An 18,612-nucleotide genomic window follows, 5' to 3' on the forward strand; every position below is an offset into this window, starting at 1 on the left:
AATTCAAAGCGTTAACAGGAATTGGCGAAACGGAACTGCGCAGCCATTCAAACGCAGAAAGGCGCGCGCTGTCCAATTAAATCGACGCCAGTTCGGTAGAGTCCGGATTTAGTGGCTAACTCCGGGTTAAATAAAGCGATGTTCGGGTTAACGGTCGATGTCGTCCCGGCATTTCCATCGGGCAGGACTGCCCGGACCCGGATGCCACGGCGGGCTAAGGCCTTTTCATACCTTATGTGCGCTGGGTTGCGGCCCGTAACGGCGCAAAAGCGAATCCATGCCAATCGGCTATGACGTTCTTTCGACTGCTAACGCAAACCCACCCTTAAAAAAGGCTTTGTCTGCAATGTGTGCAACGGCCGATGCGAACATAGCCTTTGCAAACGGCGAGTTATTTGTCACGAGATTGTCGGGGCCGGCGTTGGGACAGTAGCGAGCCGCGCGCTCGGCCCCGGCAAGCAGCCGCGGCGGTATTGGCCGCGCTAGCTGGGAACAACATAACGTTGTATTGCGTGGCATAAATTAGTACCTTAGTGCTAATTTCCCGGCCGCCGACTTGCCGGCACATTCCAACCCGTGTCCAATCCGTTACGATCCCGACCGATCGCCAGCTCGAAACAATCATGAAACTCAACGACGGCAGTTCGCCCGGTTCCGGCACTAACTTCACCGAATCCTTTTTAGAGCTTTTGGTCGCCCAAGGCGCGGTCGATGCCGACAAGCTCAAATACGCCCGCCGCGTGCAAGCCAAGCTGGAATCGCCCAAGCCGATTCTGGTGGTGCTGTGCGATCTGGGTTACGTCACGCACGAGCAGTTGGTCGAGGTGTTCCGCAACCATCCGGTAAAAGTCAAATTGGGCCTGTTTCTGGTCGAATTCGGTTTTATCGGCAACACCGATTTGCAATTGGCGCTGGCGCAGCAGCAACAGGACGCCGGCCGCAAGCGTCTGGGCGAAATCCTGGTCGAACGCAACCTGATTTCCGAAGCGAAAATGCTGGAGGTGCTGGCCGATTTGATGGGGATATCGGTGATCGACCTCAGCGTCGCCAACATCGATCAAAGCCTGATGAACAAACCGATGCTGAAAGCGGCTAACAAGCATTGTTTCCTGCCGGTCGAAAAACAAGTCGACGGCGTGTTGGTGGCCTTCGGCGACCCGCTGGACCAGGCTGCAATCGAAACGGCGCGGCACGTGCTCGGCGCCGAGGTGATTCCGGCAGTCGGCCGCTATTCGCAGATCATGCGCTTTCTGCTGAATTACGAACGCAATAGCCGGTCCGACAAAGCCGCCGTCGGCGAGCAGTCCGCCGTCAGCTTGGTCAACCAGATTTTCGAGGATGCGATCCGCCAATCGGCCAGCGATATCCATATCGAACCGTTGGAGCACAAGCTGCGCATCCGCTTCCGCATCGACGGCATGATGGTGCACTTCCGGGATTTTCCGATAGAGATGGCCCAGGCTTTGATCAGCCGGATCAAGGTCATGGCCGGCGCCGATATCGCCGAAAAGCGCCGGCACCAGGACGGCCGGGTGTTGTTCGAGCAGGTCGCCACCAACCACGTGGTCGACATGCGGGCGTCGTTCTTCAGCACGATCAACGGCGAGAAAATCGTGCTGCGTTTGTTGAACCGCAAGACCGAATTGCTGGATATCCACGAAGTGGGGATGGCGCCGCTGATGTTGGAGCGGTTTGTGCAGGATTCGCTGGACGTACCGACCGGCGTCGTCATCATCACCGGGCCGACCGGTTCCGGCAAAACCACGACGCTGTACAGTGCGGTCGATTATTTGAACGGTCCGGAAGTCAGTATCGTTTCGGCCGAGGACCCGGTCGAATACGTGATCGACGGCGTGGCCCAGTGTTCGATCAATCCGAAGATCAATCTGACTTACGAGGAGACCTTGCGCCATATCGTGCGCCAGGACCCGGACATCATCGTGCTCGGCGAAATCCGCGACCGTTTCTCGGCCGATACGGCGATCCAGGCGGCGTTGACCGGCCACAAGGTGCTGACCACGTTTCATACCGAAGACAGCATCGGCGGCCTGTTAAGGCTGCTGAATATGGAAATCGAGGCTTTTCTGATCTCGTCGACCGTGGTATCGGTGGTCGCCCAACGCCTGTTGCGCCGGGTCTGCCGCCATTGCGCGGAGCCGTTCCAACCCGATCCGGCCTTGCTGCGGCGCTTGAATCTGACGGCGGACGATATGGTCGGCGCCCATTTCATGTTCGGCAAGGGTTGCGACAAATGCCGCTTCACCGGTTACTCGGGACGGGTCTGCGTGTTCGAATTGCTGTCGATGAACGAGTTGGTCAAAGACGCGATCCTGCAGCGCAAGACTTCCTACGAAATCCGCCGGGTCAGCCTGGAAACCGCCGGCTTGGTGACCCTGGTCGAAGACGGTTTGGTCAAGGCCGCCGCCGGTATGACCTCTTTGCAAGAGGTGGTGCGCAATCTGCCGCGTTTCGGCAAACCCCGCCCGCTGTACGAGCTGCGCCGTTTGTTGGGCAGCCGATGAACTCTGTTAATGGAATGCCATGAGCGAAAAATCACTGACCGTTTTAATCGACGAATCCATCGCCAGCGGCGCCGGCGCATTGCCGGTGTTTCCGCGTGCCGTCACCGAGCTGCGCCAAGCCTTGCAAGACGAAAACCGTTCGCTGGATGCCATCGCCAAACAACTGGCGATGGACGCCAGCCTGGCCAGCCAGATTTTGCGGGTGGCCAATTCCTCGTTTTATGCCGGCTTGAGTACGGTCAACACGGTCAAGGATGCCGTCGTCCGTCTCGGGCTGCCGCGTATCGTCCAGATCGCGACGTTGGTGATGCAGAAGGGCATGTTTACCGCCAAAGACGCCGCTACCCAGCAATATATGCTCAAACTGTGGCAGCACAGCGTCGCAGTCGCATTGGGGGCGGAGTGGCTGGCAAAACGCTTGTCGTTCCATGCGATTGCCGAGGAAGCATTCATGGCCGGCCTGTTTCACGACATCGGCGAACTGCTGCTGTTGCGTTGTCTGGACGATTTGCGGGCCAAGGACCCGACACTGAATTTGCCGGAGGATTTGCAGCGTGAAGTGTTGATTCGCCAGCACGAAGCCAAGGGCGCCTGGCTGCTGCGTTCCTGGAATTTGCCGGAAGTGTATTGCCGCGTTGCCGAATCGCACCACCAGCCGGTCAGCGAGGAAACCGGTACCGTCGAGTTGGTGGTGCGGGTGGCCGATATGGTGGCTTACAAGTTGGGTATCGCCGCCCGGCCGCAGCCGGATTTGGTGGTATCGAGCAGCGAGGAAGCGGCCCGGCTCGGTTTGTCGGAAATCGCGCTGGCCGAATTGGAAATCGCGCTGGAAGATTCGTTGGCCCTGTCGGCCTGAAACGCCGACACGGTCGCTAACCAAGGCGGCTTTGCATTAGAATGCGCGATAGCCCGCGGATGAGGCCGCGGCTCCATCTCTCTACCAACCCGTAGGAACAATGACCATCGAATTTCTGATTAATTTTGCGATTCAGTTGCTGGGTGCCGCCGCCGCTGCGGTACTGGCCTATCGCTCGTTTCAAAAGCGGCGGATCCAGCTCGGTGCGGAACCGACCCTGCCGCAATATTTCATCCGCCGCAGCACGTACTGGACCGGAATCGGCTTGTACTGTGCGTTGATGGCGGCTTTGTTTTGTTTGCTGACTTGGCAATGGCTGCCGCTGGAGCCGTTGGTGACCTTGATTGTCAGCCATTTGCGGGCCGGCAGCCTGGTCGAACTGCTGTCCGGTTTGGACGGCAATAAGCTGCTGCCGCTGATCGCCGCCGGCACCATCCTGTTTTTGATCGGGTGGGAAAGTGCGTTCAACCCGCTGCTGATTTTGCGCGATAGCATTCACGACGCGTTTGCGATTCCGACCAAGGCCGTCGAGGTCTACAACGCCTTGATCAAATCCCGCTTGTCGGCGGTGGACGACAAAATCAAGGGCCAAATCGCCGACCGCCTGCTGGTACAAAGCGTAGACGCCGGCGATTTCGACAAGGCCGGCGCCACGGTCGAATACAAATGGGCCCATAACAGCCTGTTGTTCGACCGGATCCAGCATTACGCCGACCAGTCGTCGTACCGGCGGCTGTTCAGCGAACCGTCGTTGAAATGGGGCGAAATCTGCATTTCCTACAACGCAATGTCGGAAAAAGTTGCAGTGTGGAAGGAAGCCGAGCCGCACTACACCAAGACCGTCAATCTATTGAAGGATCTGGACCGGCTCAGCGGCTTGCTGTGCCGATTGCTGGCCGCGCTGGTGGTATTCGGCAGCGCCAACGAGAACGAGATCTGGGCCACCGTCAAGGAATTGGGCGGAAACGTGCACGAGGCGCGGCTGAAGCATACCTACAAGTACCTGCTGATTTTCGCGGCGGCGACGGCGTTCGGCGTGATTTTGGGGCGCGAGGTGTCGGTGGCGCTGCACAATGTGTTTCTGTTTCCAGACAAGCCGTTGCCGCATTTCAGTTACACCACGTTGCGCTGGATTGCCTATTCGATTGCGATTTACGTGCTGCCCATCGTGTTGGTGTTCGTGTTGCGTAGCGTCGCCTTCCGCCACCAGCAGGAGCCGGCCGACCGCTACTACGGTTTTTACATGGCGATGATGTTCGTCGGCTTCGTGGTCAGTACCTCGATTTCGACCTTCATCCTGGAATTGACCTTTTACCACCGCGACGATTTCAAGTTTCTGGACAGCTTCCTCGACCATGCCCGCTGGGGCATCATGCCGGCGCTGATCAGCGGTTTCGTCGCGTACCGGATGGATGCGCCGGCCAGCGATGCGGAAACCCTGAGCCAAACCACCATCGCCGCCGCCTTGCGCTTTCTGGCCTGGGGCGGGATCGCCGTGATTTTCATGCTATATGCGACCGACGATCTGGCGCTGGAGAAACTGAATCTGCGCTTTACTCTGGTCGGTACGGCGTTCCTCGTCACCGGCTTGTTGGGGGCTGCGGCTCGGTTCAAGACAGCAAACGACTAATCGAAAAAAAGGGCCGGATTTCCGGCCCTTTTCATTTGCGCGTGGCTAAGCTCGGCAGCTTATCCAACGCTATGGCTGCCGCTGCGGCGCACAGCGGCTGGCCCGCAGCGGTTGGCGCCGAGGCTTATGCCGGCTCGATCAGACTCGGATCGTAATCTTCCGGCGCCTCGTAGCCCAACAAATTCAACACCGTCGCGGCAATGTTGGACAAACCCGGCGCCGCCAGATCGCTGCGCAGTTTGTAGGCCGGATCGGCCTCGCCGGACACCAAAACGAACGGCACCGGATTCAGCGTGTGCGAGGTCTTGGCCTTGGTGCGGCCTTCGGCGTCGCGGGTGACGTTGCCTTTCTTGTCCAGCTCGTACATTTCGTCGGCATTGCCGTGGTCGGCGGTGATCAAGGCCACGCCGCCGGCTTCGATAATCGCCGGAATCAAGCGTGCCAATTGCAAATCCAGACCCTGCATTGCGGTGACCGCCGCTTCGAAATTGCCGGTGTGGCCGACCATGTCGCCGTTGGCGTAGTTGACCCGCAGGTATTGGTATTGGCCGCTACGGATCGCAGCGATCAGCGCGTCGGTGATTTCGGCGCATTTCATCCATGGCCGTTGCTCGAACGGCACCACGTCGCTGGGGATTTCGACGTAGGTTTCCAACGCGTCGTCGAATTTGCCGGAGCGGTTGCCGTTCCAGAAATAAGTGACGTGGCCGTATTTTTGGGTTTCGCTGATCGCGTATTGCGCCACGCCGTTTTTGGCCAGATATTCGCCCATGGTCCGACTGATTGCCGGCGGTTCCACCAAAAAGCGCGGCGGCAATTTGGTGTCGCCGTCGTATTGCATCATGCCGGCGTAGGTGACTTTCGGCAGCGGGCCGCGGTGGAACGGACAGAAGGTTTCTTCGGTGAAGGCGCGGGAAATCTCGATGGCGCGGTCGCCGCGGAAATTAAAAAACACCACGGCATCGCCGTCGCCGATTTTACCCAGCGGCTGGCCGTCTTTGGAAACGACGAAGCCGGGCAAGTCCTGGTCGATCACGCCCAGTTCGTTGCGGTAGGTCTCGATGGCTTCGTGCGCGCTGGCAAACTGGCGGCCTTCGCCTTTGACGTGGATGTCCCAGCCGCGCTGCACCATGCTCCAATCCGCTTCGTAGCGGTCCATCGTGATTTTCATGCGGCCGCCGCCGGAAGCGATGGCCACGTCGAAATCGGCGCTGCGCAGGCCGTCCAGATAGGTTTCGAACGGATCGACGTAATCCAAAGCCGAGGTTTCGCCGACGTCGCGGCCGTCGAGCAGGATGTGCAGCCGAACCTTGCCGACGCCTTCCTGTTTGGCGCGTTCGATCATCGCTTTCAGATGGTCGATATGGGAATGCACGTTGCCGTCGGAAAACAACCCCAAAAAGTGCAGCGTGCCGCCCTGTTTGGCGGTGGCGACCACTTCCTGCCAAGCGTGGCCTTGCCACAGATGGCCGCTGGCGATGGATTCGGCGACCAGTTTCGCGCCCTGGGCGAACACGCGGCCGGCGCCGATGGCGTTGTGGCCGACCTCGCTATTGCCCATGTCTTCGTCGCTGGGCATGCCGACGGCCTTACCGTGCGCCAATAATTTCGTCATCGGAAAGTTTGTCATCAGCTTGTCCAGCATCGGCGTGCGCGCGGCTTTTACCGCATCGCCGTCGTCGCGCGGCGAAATGCCGACGCCGTCCAGCACGATAGTGACGACCGGGCCGGGGCAAGGGGAGAATCGGGAAGATTTTACTAATTTCATACTGTTGTCGGATCGATGGAAAAAAGAAACCGGTTGGAATAGGGCGCCCGGCGTCATGCCGGGCCAGCCGTTTGCCGAACGATACCACTCTAGCAAACAAGCCGGATATGGTAACTCCGATAGAGCTATCAAGGAAATCGGGAAGGGGATGACAATAGCTTGCGGGTTGGTGCGAGTGTCGGTTTAGGCAGCGAATGGCGAAACTGGACCCGTTGCGGACTATCGCTCGATCTGATTGAATGGCAACAGTTCGGCCGTTACCGGCCATCATTGCTCCGCCGAATGGTATACAGAAAGGAAGACCATATGCTGATCGATAAATTATCGTGTCGAAGATTATTTTTCGGTGGATATATGGAAACTGTCTAGTTCCTTGTTAGCAACTATGAATCAAGAGAAGCGTTGGGAAATGCTTATTGCGCTTGACGAAGAATTGCTCAAGGGTGGCGTCGTTCTTTCGGAATGGTGTAGCTTCATTGTGCGTGAAGCAGACATGGCCTTTGTTAATGGTGCGCATTTGGCATCAATTCTCACGGCGGTTTCCGGAATCGAAACATACCTACGGTCTGAGTATTCCCAAACAGGAAAAGAGCGCCTGGTTGATCTCATCAATGAAGCTTCGCTTCATAGCTCGCTCAGGGACGACCTCCACAAGCTGCGGAAATATCGGAACCGTTGGGTGCATGTTGACGATCCATGGAACGACACTCGCCTTCTTGAAACACCAGAGGACACAGAGCAAGAACTAGAGGACATGGCACTTTTCGCCACTCGTGCCCTGCGCAGGACCATCTTTGAGAATCAATGGGTCTAAGCCGTTGCTAACAATTGTTTCGTGCCTCCGCGCCATCCGTCAAACCCGTGCCCGCGCGGCACAAACAAAGCGTTATGCATAGCTCGTTGACCGAGGTAAATAGGACAAATACAGAATGTTTTCTGGTTCCCACGTGCTACGTGGGAACCCTCGGCTTGCCCGCGCTGCGGTGCAATTCGCCGCAGCGCGGCGAATCTGAATTACCACGCGCCGCGTGGTAACTAGGGAGCCAAAATCCTCCCTTACTTTTCTTTCTTAGCAAGGCTCCACATGACTATCCAAACCCAGCACGACATCGTCGGCCTAAAACGTATCGGCCGAATAGTTTCATTGGTACTTCAGCGCATGCTTGATGCCGCAGAACCCGGAATTACCACTCGGGAACTCGACATGCTTGGCGAACGGTTGCTAGGAGAGCATGGCGCCCGGTCGGCTCCCAAGCTGACATATAACTTCCCCGGAACGACCTGCATCAGCATTAACGAACAGGCCGCGCACGGAATTCCCGGCGATCGAATAGTTAGAGCTGGCGATGTTGTGAACATCGATGTTTCCGCGGAGTTGGACGGATACTTCGCGGATACCGGAGGAACCACTATCGTTCCCCCTACAACTCCTCAGAAGACCCGCCTATGCCACGCTACTCGCGTAGCCCTGGCCGAAGCGATGAAAAGAGCAAGAGCCGGTCAACCGATCAACGGGATCGGTGCCGCCATAGAGCGTACGGCGAAGGCTTATGGCTTCAAGGTCATTGAGAATCTCGGCAGCCATGGGGTCGGCCGTGCGCTGCACGAGGAGCCCGAGCACATTGCGGGCTACTTCGACCCGGCTGACAAGCGTATTCTTCAGGAAGGAATGGTCATTACGATTGAACCGTTCCTGTCGACGAAGAGCCGCGTCGTAACTGAAACTGCAGATGGCTGGACGCTCGCTGGCGTACGCGGAAATCTTTCTGCGCAGTACGAGCACACAATGGTCATTACGAAGGGAGCGCCCATAGTTGTCACGCAGCACTAGATGTTTGGGGCCTAATCCTTCGTCCCAGCCGACCGCCGCAAGCGGCGTCGGTTGCTACTGGTTTTCTGGTTTTTCTGGTTCCCACGTGCTACGTGGGAACCCTCGGCTTGCCCGCGCTGCGGTGCAATTCGCCGCAGCGCGGCGAATCTGAATTACCACGCGGCGCGTGGTAACTAGGAACACTAGGAAACGACATGTATAGCGAAGCGTAAGCCAACATGTCGGCTGGAGTGCCGTAGGCCGGAATAAGTGACAGCGTTTCCGGCAAACCTCGGCTCGCCGGAAACGCCAAAAGCCCGTATATTTCTGGTTCCCACGTGCTACGTGGGAACTCTCGGCTTGCCCGCAGCGCGGCGAATCTGAATTACCACGCGGCGCGTGGTAACTAGGAAAACTAGGAAACGACACTGTAAGCGAAGCGTAAGCCAACATGTCGGCTGGAGTGCCGTAGGCCGGAATAAGCGACAGCGTTTCCGGCAAACCTGGACTCGCCGGAAACGCCAAAAACCCGTAAATATCAAGGCGCCTTTTTCCAGCCGGCGGCAAGCGCTTGTTGGGCCGTGTCGAAGCAGCGTTCGCCCTTGCTGAAGTCGATTACCACGCCGGCATAGCCAGGATGCAAGCGGTCGAAGTAGAGTTTGCGGTTCTTGCCGGAGATGTTGCCTTTGATCGGACAGGCGCCGCTATCGCCGTTCGAATCGCCGCCGCCGTTTTGGCCGCCGGGACGGGGGCAGGCGAAGGCGGCGAAATTGCGGTCGTAGCAGACCCGCCATTCCTTAGTTTTGTTGTCGAAGTAGACGCTGTCCTCAGGCAGTTGCGGATTGTTCTGCGCGAACCAGGCTTTGCCTTTGGTTTCGTTGGTGATTTGTTGGTTAGGCAGGTGCAGCGCACTGTGCAGCGCCAGCGCTTTGTCGAAATAAGCCTGCGGCGTGCGCAAATTTTGGTCGATCATGCAGGTGCCGTGGTTCTCGTATTCGTGTTGCAACAGCCAGGCGCTGGGGGTCATGCACAAATATTTCGCCATTAACGCACGGTCGATTTTGGGCTGGTCGCCGGCGCAGGCCCGCGGGTAGTCGTTGGGTTTGGCCAGGGTGCCTTGCGGCCACAAGCCGTGCAGGATGTAACCGAAACGGGCTTTGCTGCCGCATTGCAGATAGTCTTTTTGGCCGGGGCCGCGTTTTTCGCCTTTCTCGGCGCAGTAGCGCGGCGCCCAGGAATAGGACAACACGTAAAATTCCGACGGCCGGTCTTGTGCGGCGTCGGCGACCTCGTTGTAGGCCTGGTAAGTGTCTTTCGGGTCGACGCAGTCGGCACGGGCAGTGAGGGCCGCGAGCGTCAGGCAAATACAGGTAAACAGATTGGTTCCGGACATGGGGGCGCTCCTGATTATGGTTTTAGGTATAAGCCGTCAGCGCAGCACGACGCGCGCTAGGTCGATTATGCCGTAGAGGTCGCGACAATTTGAAGACTTTTCTCCGCCCAAAGGTTGGGCTGAAGTGATTTACCCGGACCTATCTAGCCGGGCGTTCCGTGCGGGGCAAGCTGTCGAAGCCCGATACGGCTAGCCGCTTGGCAGCAGGATTTAACGCCGGGCCAATGTGGATTTTTGCGCCGATTCCGTCTTTACCGTTACCAGCCGCAGTGCGGCCCCGTAACCGAGACGAAATCAGGAGTGTTCATGTCCCACGCAACGTATTGCCGTTCGCTTATTATCTGCCGTTCGCTAGTCGCGTCGGCGGCCCTGGCATTGGCCCCGGCGGCGCAGGCGGAAAACGTCGGCGCCAAACATTATTTCGACATTCCGGCCCAAGCTTTAAACCAGGCGTTGTTGCAGTTCGGCAAGCAGAGCCGGCAGCCCTTGATTTACGGCACCGACGTCGCCGAGCATTGGCGCAGCCGGGCGGTGCAAGGCGACTATACCGACGCCGAAGCGCTGAATCTGCTGTTGGCCGATTCGCCGCTGCGGGCGCAGACCACCGGCGACGGCACCGTGACGATCCAGCCGCGGCCGGCGGAATTGCACAACCAAACCCGCCCGGAGCTGATGCCGGCGATGACCGTGGTCGGCAAGCCCGTCTATGCCTGGAATGCGCCGGACAATCCGGATTACAACCGGCCCAACGCGACCACGGCCACCAAGACCGACACGCCGGTGATGGAAACGCCGATCTCGATCCAGATCGTGCCGAAAGCGGTGTTGGCCGACAAACAGACCATGACCTTGCCGGACGCCGTCAACGGCCACGTCAGCGGCGTGTTGGGGCGTACCGGCGGCGGTTACCTGTACGACAACTTCGTGATCCGCGGTCTGGCCGGCTCCGGTTTCGGCGACGCCTACCGCAACGGTTTGTACAACCGGCAGGACATTTACGATATCGCCAACATCGAGCAGATCGAGATTCTGAAAGGGCCGGCGGCGATGTTGTACGGCCGGGTCGAGCCGGGCGGTTTGGTCAATTACGTGACCAAGAAACCGCTGGATACCGCGTATTACTCGTTGCAGCAGCAGTTCGGTTCCTTCGACCAGTACCGTACCTTGCTCGACGCCACCGGCCCGCTCGATGCCGGCAAGACCTTGCTGTACCGGTTGAACGGTTCGTATACCGACCAACAATCGTTTCGCGATTTCGTCGGCAACCAGCGCTTTTTCGTCGCCCCCAGCTTGACCTGGCGGCCGAATGCCCGTTTCGAAACCAACGTCGATCTGGAATACAAACATGACCAATTCAATGCCGATTACGGCATTCCGGCCATCAACGGCCGGCCGGCGCCGATTCCGATCACCCGCAATCTGAAGGACGGCTTCCACCGCCAAACCCTGGAAAGCACCTCGGTTGCGGTGGATTGGACCTACCGTTTCAACGACGACTGGAAAATTACCCAGCGCTATTTGTTCAAGGACTGGAGCTTGAGCGGGCCGACCTTGTTCAACTTCGCCGGACTGCGCGCCGATTTGCGCACGCTGGACCGAGTGGCGTCGAAAGGGGTGCAGGACGTCATGACCCATTCCGGCAATATCGACCTGAACGGCAAGTTCGAAATATTCGGCAGCAAACATAATCTGCTGGTCGGCTTCGACGGCTTCCATGCCTTGACTAACGCCCATTCCGCGCAAGCGCCGACCGCGCCGATCGACATTTACGCGCCGGTCTACGGCCAAGTCGATTTCGATGCGTTGGCCAGAGAGAACGCCTTCTTTTACCGGCGCGAATCCTGGGCCGGCGCCTATCTACAGGACCAGATCACCTTGTTCGACCGGTTGCAAATTTTACTGGGCGGCCGTTACGACAGCGTTACCACCGGCTCGAATTTTTCGCCGGTTTCGTTGCCAGCGGCGGAATTGGGGCGCAGACCCGCCAACGACGACGCCTTCAGCCCGCGGGCCGGACTGTTGTATCGGGCGCAGGATTGGCTGTCGCTGTACGGCAGTTACAGCGAATCGTTCAGCGCCAACAACGGCGTCAGCGCCGGCGGCGAGAAATTCGACCCGCAACGCGGCAAGCAATACGAGTTGGGGATTAAAACCGAGTCGGCGGACCAGCGTTTTTCGTCGACGTTGGCGTTCTTCTATTTGACCAAGAGCAATATGTTGACCGACGACCCGAACCGGGCCGATCCCAATTTCCAAATCCTGGCCGGGCAAATCCGTAGCCGCGGGATCGAGTTCGATCTGGCCGGGCAGGTCACCGATCGTCTGCATTTGTTGGGGACCTACGCTTATACCCAAGTCAATTACACCCAGGATTTCGACGGGCTGCAAGGCCACAGGGTGGAGAACGTGCCGCGCCACCAGGGTAGCCTGTGGGGCACTTGGCAGTTTAACCAGGCCTTCAAGGCCGGGCTAGGCGCGGTTGCGGTCGGGCCGCGGCCGGGAGATTCCGACAACAGCTACATGCTGCCCGGTTATGTGCGCTTGGATGCGATGGCGGCGTATACCCACAAAGTTGGCGAACACCGTTTGACCGCCCAGTTGAACATCAACAACCTGTTGGACAAGGAATACTACGCCAACTCGGCCGGCAGCAATCTCGGCGTGATCCCCGGCGCGCCGATCAATGTATTGGGCTCGTTGAAATACGAGTTTTAAACTGATTGGCCGTTACCAGCTGGCGCGCAGATACAGCAGAGCCAGCAGCAGATACACGACAAAGCTCAATGCCAGCAGCCAGGGCCGGCCCTTGGGTTGGGCCCAGGCCGGCAGGTGCGGAGGCAGTAGCCGGTAATTCAACAGATATAAAGCCAGCGGAAACATGATGGTGCCGGCGAAGCCGATCACGGCGCTGGTCAGGATCAACGGCCCCGGCGCGTCGAGCAGCATCGTAAACGAGGTGATTACGGTCAGCAGCGCCAGAAACAGGTAATACCAGCGCCGGGCCGGCCAACGCTGGGCCTTGGGAAACAGCGTCAATACGATATCGGCTTGAATCCGGCTGACCGCGTCGGCCGTTGCCAGCCAGGTATCGGTCAAAAACGCCGCGGCCACCACCAGAAACAATAGCCGGCCGATTTCGCCCCAACTGACGGCAAAGAACTGGCTTTGCACGACGGCCAATTCGTATTCCTGCGGCAGCAAGCCCTTCGGGAACAGCAGCGCGTAGGCCAGCAGGCAGGTCATCAACGTCGTCAATAAATTACCAATGATGCCGACCAGGATGTCCGCGCTCAAAAACCGGCGCCAGGACTTCCAGTTTTGCGCGCTGCGTTCGGCATCTGCCGGCAGAAAACCGTCGCTGAGCACCGCTTCCTCGGCGCCGCCCAGGCCGGTGATGCGGCCGACCAGGCCGGCCATGCCGGCGCCTTTGTCGCGCAGCCAGTACGAGTAAAACAAGATCCAGAAGCCGCCGAGGCCGGCGAAGGTGATGGCGGTCAGCAATTTGCTGGCGTCTTTATTGTCCCAGGGCCTGGGCATGTCGCCGACCGGGCCGAACAGGCCCTGGCCGAATTCCGGCAAGGCCTTCAATACATCGGCTTGCAGGCAGGCCGACAGCAGGCCGACCACGGTGACGACGGCGACCAGCTTCATGAAGCGTTCGATCAGGGTATACACCACGCCGCTGGCCAGAATCGCCGTAACGAATACCGCAATCGAGGCATAGCCCCAGAACAGGCTTTGCCCGCGCTGGCTCCAGCCCTGCGGCCAATGGGTCAGCTCGGCCATCGCCGTGCCGCCGGCCGAGGCGAAGGCGCCGAACCATAAAAACGACACGGTCATCAGCAGCCATAAAAACACGCCGAAGCCGCGGTTCAAGCGGATGAAGCCGTGGAAAATGCTTTCGCCGGTCAACAGCGTGTAGCGGCCGATTTCCAGGTTCAACGGGTATTGCAGCAAACAGGCCGGCGCCAACAGCCACAGAAAAGTCAGGCCGTATTTGGCGACCATATACGGCCACCAGATCAGTTCGCCGCTGCCCTGGGCCAGCGCCATCCACACCACGCCGGGCCCCAAGGCGGCCCACCAGCCGGGAAACGCCGGGACGTTGTGGCGGGGCAGGTCGGCAAGGGCTTTGTTTTTCATGGTGTTGACTATCGGTGCGGGCTAAAAACCGCCCATTTCCGCAAATTTGCCGGGATTTGGCAAATCTCGCATACCGCGCCGGCTTGCCGGGCTCGGTCTTTACGCCTTTTTTACGCCCGCCTGCTTAGAATTCGTCGGCGATAGCCGCGGAAAAATTAAGGCGGATGGCGCGCCGGGGTTAGCGGAACGGTCCGCTTGTTCGGATCGGTTGCAAAGCAGCGTAAGGAGAAATGAGTGCGGATAATGATATCGGGCCTGCTGGGACTGGCGGCCTTGGCGATGCCGGCATTGGCCGCCGCCGCGGATACCGGCCAGGCGGCGCAAAGTCTACAACCTTTGGATTTGACCGGCCATTGGGCGGGTTACATTTCGCTGGTGGTTATGGTGGCCGCTTATGTCGCGGCGATGCTGGAAGAAGTGACCGAGCTGCGCAAATCCAAGCCGATGCTGCTGGCGGCGGCCTTGATCTGGTTCGTCATCGTGCTGGCTTACCGGGAACAGGGCCGCGACGAGCTGGCGGTCGCCGCGTTTCGCGGCAATCTGCAAACTTACATCGAGCTGTTGCTGTTCATCATGGTATCGATGACCTATCTGAATGCGATGGAAGACATGCGTATATTCGATGCGTTGAAAGTCTGGCTGGTCACCAAGCATTTGAGTTACCGGCAATTGTTCTGGATTACCGGGTTTTTGGTGTTCTTCCTGTCTTGCGTCGTCAACGGCCTGACCGCCGGCCTACTGATGGGCGCGGTGGCGGTGGCGGTCGGTAAAGACAACCCGCGCTTCGTGTCGTTGGCGTGCATCAACATCGTCATCGCGACCAATGCCGGCGGTTCGTTCAGCCCATTGGGCGGGATCTCGACCTTGTTCGTCTGGCAGCACGGCATCCTCGGTTTCACCGAATTCTTCAAGTTGTTCCTGCCGTGCCTGGCCAATTTCCTGGTGCCGGCACTGGCGATGCATTTTGCGCTGCCCAAGGAAATTCCCAGCATCGAAATGGCCCAGGTCGAGCTGCCGCGCGGCGCCAAGCGCTTGCTGGTTCTGTTCGGCGTGACGATCGCGTTGGCCGTGGTGTTCGATATGCAACTGCATTTGCCGGCCGCCGCCGGCATGATGGCCGGTTTGTCGTTATTGCAGTTCTTTTATTTCTACCTGCGTAAAACCGAAAAAGCGCAAGCGTTGAGCCAGTCGGAGTTCTCGCTGTTTTTCGGCGGCGGCGATATCCACGCCGCTACGGCGAATGCGGTCCGCTTCGATATTTTCGAAAAGGTCGGCCGCCTGGAATGGGACACGCTATTGTTTTTTTACGGGGCAATGATGGGTATCGGCGGTTTGGGTTACATCGGTTATCTGGATGCCGTTTCCCACCAGCTTTACGGCCAACTCAGCCCGACCCTGGCCAATATCGCGATCGGCTTGTGCTCGGCCTTCGTCGATAACGGCACGCTGATGTTCGCGATCCTGACCATGCACCCGGACATTACCCAAGGCCAATGGCTGTTGTTGACGTTGACGCTGGGCGTCGGCGGCAGCCTGTTGGCGATCGGTTCGGCACCGGGGATTGGCTTGTTGGGCCAGGCCAAGGGACAATATACCTTCAGCAACCACATGAAATGGTGTCCGGTGATTCTGCTCGGTTATTTCGCCAGTATCGGCGTGCATTTTCTGGTCAACGCCCATTCTTTCTGACGCAGATGGCCGGTGGCAAGGGTGAGGGCGATGTTCGCTAGCGGTAACAGGCGGTGGCCGGGCAAATTCGGCCCGGACGCGCAATTGCCGGCCAGAACCCGGCGCGAGCGTGTCACCGGTTACGCTTGCGGTGTCGCCGCGCCGTTTGTCTGCACGCTGGCCGCGTGGCCGTTCCGTAGCGTGTTGGAACCGGCCAGCATCCTGATGAGCTACATGCTGGGCGTGTTCCTGGTCGCCAGCCGTTACGGCCGCGGCCCGTCGCTGACCGCTTCGCTGATGAGTCCGCCGGTGTTTGCCTATTATTTCGCGCCGCCGATTTTTTCGTTTGCGATTTCCGATCTGGAGAACATTGTCGGTCTGGCGGTGATGATCGTCGTCGCCAGTCTGACCAGCAACTTGTTGGACCGCGCCCGCAGCCAAGCCGAAATTGCCCGGCAACGGGAAAACCGGGCCAACGCCTTGTACCGGTTAAGCCGGGCTCTGGCCGATGCCCACAGCCGCGAGGCGATTGCGGCGTTGGCCGCCGCGCGGATTCGCGACGAATTCGCTACCGCAGCGGCCATCCTGGCGGTCGACGATAACCGCAACCTGCCGCTGTCGCCATCTGCGGCATGGCCGGATTTCGATCCGGAATCGGCCCGGCAGGCATTCGCGGCGAACGCGCTGCGCCAGTGCCGGGACACAGCCTATTACCCGCTGGCCGGATCGCAGGCCGTATTCGGCGTGTTGCTGGTCAAGGCGGAGCCCTTCACCCGTTCGGCGCATCCGGAGGCGCTGGCCTTGTTCGAAACCTTCCGCAATCTGATCGGCCAGGCTTTGGAGCGGCTGTATCTGGCCGAACGCGCCCGCGAAGCCGGCTTGCAGGTGCAGGCCGAGGCGTTGCGCAATGCCTTGCTCAGTGCGATTTCCCATGACCTACGTACGCCGCTGACCCGAATCAGCGGCGCCGCCGGCGCGTTGATCGACAATGCCGACCGCTTAAGCGCGGTCGAGCGCCAGGAGTTTTACCGAGCGGTATTGGACGAGGCGCAACGGATGGCCGAATTGACCAGCAAGATTCTGGACATGGCCCGGCTCAGCAGCGGCGAAATTACGCTGCATTGCGAATGGAATGCGCTGGAGGAAATCGTCGGCAGCGCGTTGACCCGGCTCGATAAGGCGTTGCGGGAACGGCCGGTGCGCATCCAAATTCCGGACAGCCTGCCGTTGCTTTGGGTCGATGCGGTATTGTTCGAGCAGGTGTTGGCCAATCTGATCGAAAATGCCATCAAATATACGCCGCCCGGCAGTCCGATCGATATCGGCGCGGAACTGGCGGCGGACGGCCTGCAACTGGCGGTCACCGATTACGGCGCCGGTATTCCGGACGGCATGCAGGACAAAATCTTCGACAAATTTTACCGACTGGGCGGTGAAACCGAAACCGGCGGCGTCGGATTGGGTCTGGCTTTGTGCCGGACTATCGTCGCCGCCCACGGCGGCCGGATTCGGGCATGCAATGTTGCCGGAAAAGGTGCGTCGCTGGTCATCGAATTGCCGTTGCGCGAGCCGCCGGCTTTGGATTGGAGCGAGCCGGAGGAGCGTGGCGGATGAACCAGGCGGCGCCGTTGATTTTACTGGTGGAGGACGACAGCCAGACCCGGCGTTTTTTGAAAACCAGCCTGGCCAACCGCGGCTGGCGCATCGCCGAAGCCGATTGCGGCAAAACCGGGCTGGCGCTGCTGAAAAGCGAGCAACCCGATTGCGTGATCGTAGATTTGGGTTTGCCGGACATGGACGGTATCGCTCTGGTTCGCCGTTTGCGGCAATTGTCCGATTTGCCGGTGCTGGTGTTGTCGGCGCGCAGCCAGGAACAGAATAAGATCATGGCGTTGGACGCCGGCGCCGACGATTATCTGACCAAACCGTTCGGCAGCGGCGAATTGCACGCCCGCTTGCAGGCCTTGTTGCGCCGGGTTGCGCGCAGTGCGGCGGCCAGCGAAAGCTTTGAAACCGGGCAATTAAAAATCGATTTGGCGCGGCGTAAAGTATTCATCGCCGGTAACGAAGTGCGGATTACGCCGATCGAATTCCGCCTGCTCGGCATTCTGGTGCGCCATGCCGGCCTGGTCGTGACCCACCGCCAATTGCTCGGCGAAGTCTGGGGTGCCGAGCATGTTCACGACCAGCACTATCTACGCATCTACATGGGCCAGTTGCGGCACAAGCTAGAAGTCAATCCGGCCCGGCCGCGCTACCTGTTGACCGAAGTCGGCGTCGGTTACCGTCTGGCTGCCGACGGCGGCTGACGCTGGCGGGCAGCCGCTCAGCCGTTGGCTTTTTGCAGCTTCTTCAGAATGCTTTTGCCGATGCGGTCGACAAACTGTTCCGGGTTGTCGTAACCCTGTTTTTGGATGAAATCCACTACCGATTTGACCAACTGTTTGGTTTCGGCGATTTCCTGGTGCGAACGGCCGCAGCCTGAGCAATGAGTGCCGTCGGTGGTGCATTGGTCGACGCAAGGGCTGTATTTCATAGTGTTTTTCCGAAAAGTTAGGTGGTTGAAGGCGCGCTATTGTAAGTCTGCGTCGCCGCTTCCGCCAAAGTCGGCGTCGAGGCGGCCGGCGTTGCCGTATTTGCGATTGCACGGGCAGGGCCGCAAGGCAGCCGAAATTTTCGGCTGGAGTTGCGGCATATCACCTATTTTGCGTGTGGCAAATAACATAGTTCCGGATAATTCATAAAGCATTAAATTAGAAATTTATAATATTACAAAGCCTTACAATTTGGTGCGTTTGTTGCTTGACTTAATTTTGGCCGAA

At 58.9% G+C, this 18,612-nt stretch carries 13 protein-coding genes; 9 read left to right on the forward strand and 4 right to left on the reverse strand.

Features of this window, described 5'->3' with window-relative positions; all coding sequences use genetic code 11:
• The first annotated feature begins 623 nt into the window (after positions 1–623).
• The 3 genes from MKFW12EY_RS08280 to MKFW12EY_RS08290 all read left to right on the forward strand — a co-directional run bounded on the left by MKFW12EY_RS08280 (position 624) and on the right by MKFW12EY_RS08290 (position 5,008).
• Complete coding sequence (locus tag MKFW12EY_RS08280; RefSeq protein WP_221054349.1) at positions 624–2,522, forward strand: GspE/PulE family protein; 1,899 nt, start codon at positions 624–626, stop codon at positions 2,520–2,522.
• Positions 2,523–2,541: 19 nt separating this feature from the next.
• Entirely contained in the window at positions 2,542–3,378 is an 837-nt protein-coding gene (locus MKFW12EY_RS08285) for an HDOD domain-containing protein (protein WP_064022075.1), read from the forward strand.
• Positions 3,379–3,478: 100 nt separating this feature from the next.
• Entirely contained in the window at positions 3,479–5,008 is a 1,530-nt protein-coding gene (locus tag MKFW12EY_RS08290; RefSeq protein WP_054762094.1) for a hypothetical protein, read from the forward strand.
• A gap of 124 nt (positions 5,009–5,132) precedes the next feature.
• On the opposite strand, the gene gpmI is transcribed toward MKFW12EY_RS08290, so the two are convergent.
• The gene (gene gpmI / locus MKFW12EY_RS08295) at positions 5,133–6,776 is read right to left on the reverse strand and encodes a 2,3-bisphosphoglycerate-independent phosphoglycerate mutase (RefSeq protein WP_221054350.1); all 1,644 of its coding nucleotides are present in this window, start codon (positions 6,774–6,776) and stop codon (positions 5,133–5,135) included.
• A gap of 385 nt (positions 6,777–7,161) precedes the next feature.
• Between gpmI and MKFW12EY_RS08300 the strand changes: the two genes are divergently transcribed.
• Positions 7,162–7,590, forward strand: coding sequence for a hypothetical protein (locus tag MKFW12EY_RS08300; protein WP_054762105.1), 429 nt, complete (start codon positions 7,162–7,164; stop codon positions 7,588–7,590).
• A 270-nt stretch (positions 7,591–7,860) separates the two neighbouring features.
• Complete coding sequence (map, locus tag MKFW12EY_RS08305; RefSeq protein ID WP_054762096.1) at positions 7,861–8,607, forward strand: type I methionyl aminopeptidase; 747 nt, start codon at positions 7,861–7,863, stop codon at positions 8,605–8,607.
• 517 nt (positions 8,608–9,124) lie between these two features.
• Here map and MKFW12EY_RS08310 read toward each other — a convergent pair.
• Positions 9,125–9,979 carry a ribonuclease T2 family protein gene (locus tag MKFW12EY_RS08310; RefSeq protein WP_221054351.1) on the reverse strand — a complete coding sequence of 285 codons (855 nt, stop codon included), beginning with the start codon at positions 9,977–9,979 and terminating at the stop codon, positions 9,125–9,127.
• Between the two features lie 306 nt (positions 9,980–10,285).
• Here MKFW12EY_RS08310 and MKFW12EY_RS08315 point away from each other — a divergent pair, with 306 nt between their 5' ends.
• Positions 10,286–12,694 carry a TonB-dependent siderophore receptor gene (locus MKFW12EY_RS08315; RefSeq protein WP_221054352.1) on the forward strand — a complete coding sequence of 803 codons (2,409 nt, stop codon included), beginning with the start codon at positions 10,286–10,288 and terminating at the stop codon, positions 12,692–12,694.
• A 12-nt stretch (positions 12,695–12,706) separates the two neighbouring features.
• Here the strand turns inward: MKFW12EY_RS08315 and MKFW12EY_RS08320 are convergent, their stop codons facing one another.
• Positions 12,707–14,122, reverse strand: a complete 1,416-nt coding sequence (locus MKFW12EY_RS08320) for an Nramp family divalent metal transporter (RefSeq protein WP_172680300.1) — start codon at positions 14,120–14,122, stop codon at positions 12,707–12,709.
• 243 nt (positions 14,123–14,365) lie between these two features.
• Between MKFW12EY_RS08320 and nhaD the strand changes: the two genes are divergently transcribed.
• From nhaD to MKFW12EY_RS08335, 3 genes are read left to right on the forward strand one after another with little or no spacing between them, the layout of a single operon-like run.
• Complete coding sequence (gene nhaD / locus MKFW12EY_RS08325) at positions 14,366–15,811, forward strand: sodium:proton antiporter NhaD (protein WP_221054583.1); 1,446 nt, start codon at positions 14,366–14,368, stop codon at positions 15,809–15,811.
• Positions 15,812–15,841: 30 nt separating this feature from the next.
• Positions 15,842–17,404, forward strand: a complete 1,563-nt coding sequence (locus tag MKFW12EY_RS08330; RefSeq protein WP_082409847.1) for a DUF4118 domain-containing protein — start codon at positions 15,842–15,844, stop codon at positions 17,402–17,404.
• On the forward strand, positions 17,401–18,099 hold the full coding sequence (locus MKFW12EY_RS08335) for a response regulator (RefSeq protein ID WP_221054353.1): 699 nt from the start codon (positions 17,401–17,403) through the stop codon (positions 18,097–18,099). Before MKFW12EY_RS08330 ends, MKFW12EY_RS08335 begins: the two co-directional genes overlap by 4 nt.
• 17 nt (positions 18,100–18,116) lie before the next feature.
• On the opposite strand, the gene MKFW12EY_RS08340 is transcribed toward MKFW12EY_RS08335, so the two are convergent.
• Positions 18,117–18,326: a DUF1289 domain-containing protein gene (locus tag MKFW12EY_RS08340; protein WP_054762100.1), complete on the reverse strand. Its 210-nt coding sequence runs from the start codon at positions 18,324–18,326 to the stop codon at positions 18,117–18,119.
• Positions 18,327–18,612: the final 286 nt, after the last annotated feature.

Source organism: Methylomonas koyamae, from assembly GCF_019669905.1.
Lineage (GTDB): Bacteria > Pseudomonadota > Gammaproteobacteria > Methylococcales > Methylomonadaceae > Methylomonas > Methylomonas koyamae.